Here is a 4,590-nt window from a genome sequence, read left to right on the forward strand (position 1 = left end):
CCCCTGGAGAATCCGGTGACGAGGTCGGGCCCCTGCTCTACGCCTTTCCCGGCCGCTACTACGCCGTCGCCGCAAGCTGCGTGCTGGGGCTCCAGGGCGTCCTGTGGTGGGTGACCCGATGATGGCCCCGCCCCCACGTCCTTCGTCCGCAGCCCCGGCGGCGCCCGCCGCGCCGGGCATCGAGTCCGCGCCGAAGGTGCTCCAGGAGATGCAGCGCCTCATCGACGAGCGCTTCGGCACCGGGCGCGCCGGCATGGGTCCTTTTCTGGAAGAGCTGGAACAGGGACTGGCCGTGCTCCTGCCGGGCCCCGGGGATGCGCGATTGGCGCCGGAGGCGCAGCAGGCCTCGCGCGCGGAGCTCACGAGCACGTTGGACACGCTGGAGGACGTCCTGGAGGCATTTCACCGCTCCGGACGGGCCCGGAACGTCACGGGATGGGGAGAGCGCTGAGCCATGGAGGTGTTCCGCAAACTGACGTCGTTCCTTCCGCCCGCGTGGAAGCCGTGGGTGCTGCTGGCCCTCGCGCTGCTGGCCCTGGGCGTGCCGCTGCTGGTGTGGCTGCGCAAGCGCAAGGCCGCGCCCGCTGAATCCGGCCCCGTGCCCATGGCGCGCAACCGGCTGCGGCAGGTGCGCCAGAAGTTCCTGGCGGGCCTGCCCCTGCGCCATCGCGTGGCGGTGGGCGACCTGCCGGGCGTGGTGGTGATGGGGCCCGCGGGCGCGGGCAAGTCGCGGCTCATCGAGCTGGACATGGACTGGAAGCGGCAGGCGCGGCAGTTCCTGCCCAGCCTCCTCACGGACTCGCTGCTCCAGGTGTACCTGGGCGCGGATGCCGTGGCCCTGGAGGTGTCCGCGCAGCTCCTGGAGGATGAATCCAAGGAGGCGGGCGAGTCCCTGCGCCGGCTGTGGAAGGACAGCTTCGGCCACGGTCAGCAGGCGCTCGCGGTGCTGGTGCTGGACGCGCGCTGGCTGTCGGACACGCCTCCGGACGAGGTCCGCCGGGCAGCGCAGCTCCTGCGCGGCAAGCTCAACCTGTTGGCCGAAGTGCGAGGGGGCGCGCTGGAGACGCGCGTGTGCCTGACGCACCTGGATGAGCGGGAGGGCTACGGGGACTTCGCGCGGCTGTTGCGCGCGCACCACGTGCCGCTGCGCTTCCCCCTGCCGGAGCCCGGCCAGGAGAAGCAGTTGTCCACGCTGCTCAAGTCACAGGAGCAGTACCTGGCGCTGGGACTGACGGCCCTGCCCGTGGAGTCCTTCGAGCGGCTGGAGCGCTTCTATTCGGAAGGCCATCAGCCCTTCGAGGCGCTGGCGCGCTTCGTGGCGGCGCTGATGGATGGCCAGACGCTGGCGTACGCGCCCCGGCTGACGACGGTGTCCCTGTCCTCCGCGGACGCGGACGCCCGAGACCCGGGTGTGTTGTCGGTGTCCACCGAGGCCAGCGCGGCGAGGGCCGTGCGTCAGCGCTACCTGCACACGCACCTGCGCCGCGCGGTGCTGCTGGGGCTCGCGTGCGCGCTGCCACTGGGGGCGGCCTACGGCCACTTCACGTGGAGGCTGGGGCAGGCCCGGGCGCGGGTGGTGCGCTTCGAGGAGACGGTGCAGCGCATGCGCGACCAGGGCCAGGAGGTGTCCGGGGGCGTGGTGCAGGATCAGGTGCTCGCGGCCGGCCAGTCACTGGACGTGCTGTGGCGGGCGATGGGGACCTGGCCGCTGTTGCGCTACAGCTTCACCGACGCGCGCGAGGACCTGCGTCAACGCCTGGCCCGGGGCATCCGCGAGGCGCACGTGCGGCCCGCGCTGGAGAAGTGCCACCGTCAGCCGGAGACGTGCCGGCCCGAGCAGGTCATCTACCTGCTGGCCACGCTGCACGGCTCGCGCGAGGAGGCGCTGGGACAGTTGGTGCTCGCGAGCCTGAAGTCCCGCCCCACGTGGAGCTTCATCCCGGAGGCCAGCCAGCCGCCGACCGCCGGGGAGGCCGCCTCGTTGGATGAGGGGCGCTCGTGGGTGTCGGCTGTGGGGCTGAGCGAGTCGCTGGTCGCGGACTACGTGCTGATGAGCGACCCGCCCTGGAAGGCGCCGGAGACGCCGGAGTCGGACTGGGCGCGCTGGCCCTTCCCGGAGCCGCTCACGCTGGAGGCGCAGCTTTCGCCGTGGCAGTCGCACCTGAAGCGGTTGCAGGACCTGTTGCAGAACCGGTCCGTGGAGCCGCAGGTGCTGGAGCGGCTGGACGCGGACCTGGAGTCCATGCAGGACGAGCGGCGGAGGTTGCAGGCGCTGCTGGACGACAGCGCGCGCTTCAGCAGCCTGCCGCGCGCGCTGGAGCTGCTGGCCGCCTCCGAGGCGCGCGTGGACACCAGCCGCTTCCGGGGCATCCCCTCCACGCTCAAGACGGTGGCGTGGATGAACGACCACCGCGAGGTGCTCTCCAACATCCTGCGCATGGAGGAAGAGGCCTACCTGGGCGTGAAGGCGGTGCAGAAGTTGAGCGTGGCGGAGCTGCTGGTGCGCGACGGCCTGTGGCTGCCGGGCAGCGGGCCGGCGGTGCTCCAGGCGACGGTGCTCCAGAGCACCTTCGAGTTCCGTCCCAAGGACGGCTCCAGGCTCCTGCACCAGGCGCTGCTGCGCTACCACGAGAAGACGGGGCGCATGCCCTTCGGCACGGTGATGCCGGGCGACGACGCGCTCGCCTCTCGCGGGGGTGTGGGGCTGGCCGCGGACCGGCTGGAGTTCGACACGCGGCTGCGTCCGCTGGTGGATGAGTTCACCCAGCGCATCAAGGGCTCCGGCCTGTCGGTGGAGGAGGCGTCCCAGCGCCAGGAGCACGTGCGCCGCAAGGTGAACCAGTTCGCGCACCAGTACCGGAACCGCCTGTTCCAGCGCGTGTCGACCTACCGCTTCCAGGCGGTGGTGCCCGCGCTCCTGACGGAGGAGCTGTCGCGCCTCACCCAGCCCTCCTCGGAGCTGGTGGACATGCTGCGCGACGTGTCCCAGGGCGTGGCGCTGGAGCCGCTGGACGGGCCCTTCTACGAATCGCTGCGCAACGCGGTGGCGCCGTTCAAGCCCATCGCCACGGTGATGAAACCGGATGACAGCGGCAACTATGTGGCGCTCAACCCTTACCGCGCGCTGGTGGCCCAGTTGGCGGACGAACTGAACGCGGTGCCCCGTCAGAGCGTGGTGCCGGCGGAGGCGACCGCGTCACTCACCGGGGCCGTGGCGGGCGCACCGCTTCCGCCCAACGGGGCCGCGCGGTTGCCGGAGCTGCTGACGCCGCTGGGTCGCCTGGCCTTCGCGATGATGCTGGAGGACGACACGTCGTACCTGCACAAGGTGGACGCGTGGTTGGATCAGCAGGGGCTGATTGGTGAGCTGCGCCAGCCCTTCCGCCAACCGTTCCTCGCGGTCAAGGAGCTGGGCCAGCGGGAGATTGAACGGACGCTGGAGCGGCAGTGGGCGGATGCGTCCGGGCGGCTCTTGCGGCCGCTGCTGGGGCGCTATCCCTTCGCGCCGGACGCGTCGCAGGAAGTGGAGCCGGGAGACCTGGAGATATTGCGCCGGCAGGACGGCGCGTTCTGGGACTTCGTCACGCGGGTGCTGTCGCCGGTGTGCGAGGAGCGAGGCACGGAGTGGGTGCCGCGCGGCGCGCTCCAGTCGCGGCTCACGCTACCGCCGGGGATGCTGCCCACGTTGGGTCGGCTGTCACGGTTGGCCCGAGTGCTGTGGGACAACGAAGGAAGGCCCCGGCCGCTGTTGTTGCAGGTGATGCCGCTGCCGCTGCCGAAGGCGCCCACGCCGGGCAGCTTCGTGACGTTGGGCTCGCTCAAGTGCGGCAAGACGACCTTCCTGGCCTACAACCAGAGTCCGTCGTGGCAGGAGTTCCCGCTGGCGTGGTGGGACCAGCAGACGGCGTCGCTGATGCTGGAGGTGCGCGCGCCCGCGGATCAGTCGGTGCAGTACGCGTCGCTGGAGAAGTCCCGTTCGGCGTGGAGCTGCTTCCGGCTGCTGGAGTCGTCACAGGCCACGGGAGAGCAGCAGCACCGGCAGTGGTCTCTGCGAGCACGTGGCGGCGCGTCCATGGATGGGGTGATGGAGCTGCGCTTTGGCATCAAGGGTGAACCCTGGACCCCCTTCCGAGAGGTGCCGCGATGAGACTGCTGGCGAGATGCATTCCGGCGGCGCTGTGCCTGTTGACCGGATGTCAGGCGAGCACGCTCCATTTGAGTGTGAAGGCACCGTCGGGCACCAACCAGGGCCGTCCGCTCTACATGCTGGTGCGCAAGGTGGATCCGAAGCAGTTCGCCATCGAGTCCTATGGCGAGGTCTCCGCGCGCGTCTTCCAACCGGACGCGGACGTGTTGCTGTCCGCGCTCATCTACCCGGGCACGCTCCAGCGCATGAAGGTGCCGCTGCCGGACGGAGCCCCGGTGGCGGTGTCCTTCCTGTTCACCGCGCCGGACGGCACCTGGCAGCAGTTCGTCAACGCGCCCGCGCCCGGCTCGTTGGACATCGAGTTGCTCGAAGGGCGCATCCGCACCGGCACGCAGCCCGCGGAGCCCCGCGAACCCGGGGGCGATGACGCCTCGAAGCCCCCC

Annotated in this window: 3 protein-coding genes; all 3 read left to right on the forward strand. The window is 71.0% G+C overall.

Features of this window, described 5'->3' with window-relative positions:
- The first annotated feature begins 118 nt into the window (after window positions 1–118).
- Window positions 119–451 (forward strand): hypothetical protein, encoded by a 333-nt coding sequence (locus D7V88_RS39110; protein WP_244238633.1) that lies wholly within the window; start codon window positions 119–121, stop codon window positions 449–451.
- A gap of 3 nt (window positions 452–454) precedes the next feature.
- Window positions 455–4,147, forward strand: a complete 3,693-nt coding sequence (locus tag D7V88_RS39115; RefSeq protein WP_120545618.1) for a type VI secretion system membrane subunit TssM — start codon at window positions 455–457, stop codon at window positions 4,145–4,147.
- The coding region (locus tag D7V88_RS39120) for a hypothetical protein (protein ID WP_120545620.1) at window positions 4,144–4,590 on the forward strand (447 nt) is incomplete at its 3' end. The genes D7V88_RS39115 and D7V88_RS39120, both read left to right, overlap by 4 nt.

The sequence above is a fragment of the Corallococcus terminator genome (assembly GCF_003611635.1).
Taxonomy (GTDB): domain Bacteria; phylum Myxococcota; class Myxococcia; order Myxococcales; family Myxococcaceae; genus Corallococcus; species Corallococcus terminator.

Coding starts and splice junctions, on each gene's coding strand:
- D7V88_RS39115 (WP_120545618.1), top strand. CDS start 455: ATGGAGGTGTTCCGCAAACTGACGTCGTTCCTTCCGCCCGCGTGGAAG.
- D7V88_RS39110 (WP_244238633.1), top strand. CDS start 119: ATGATGGCCCCGCCCCCACGTCCTTCGTCCGCAGCCCCGGCGGCGCCC.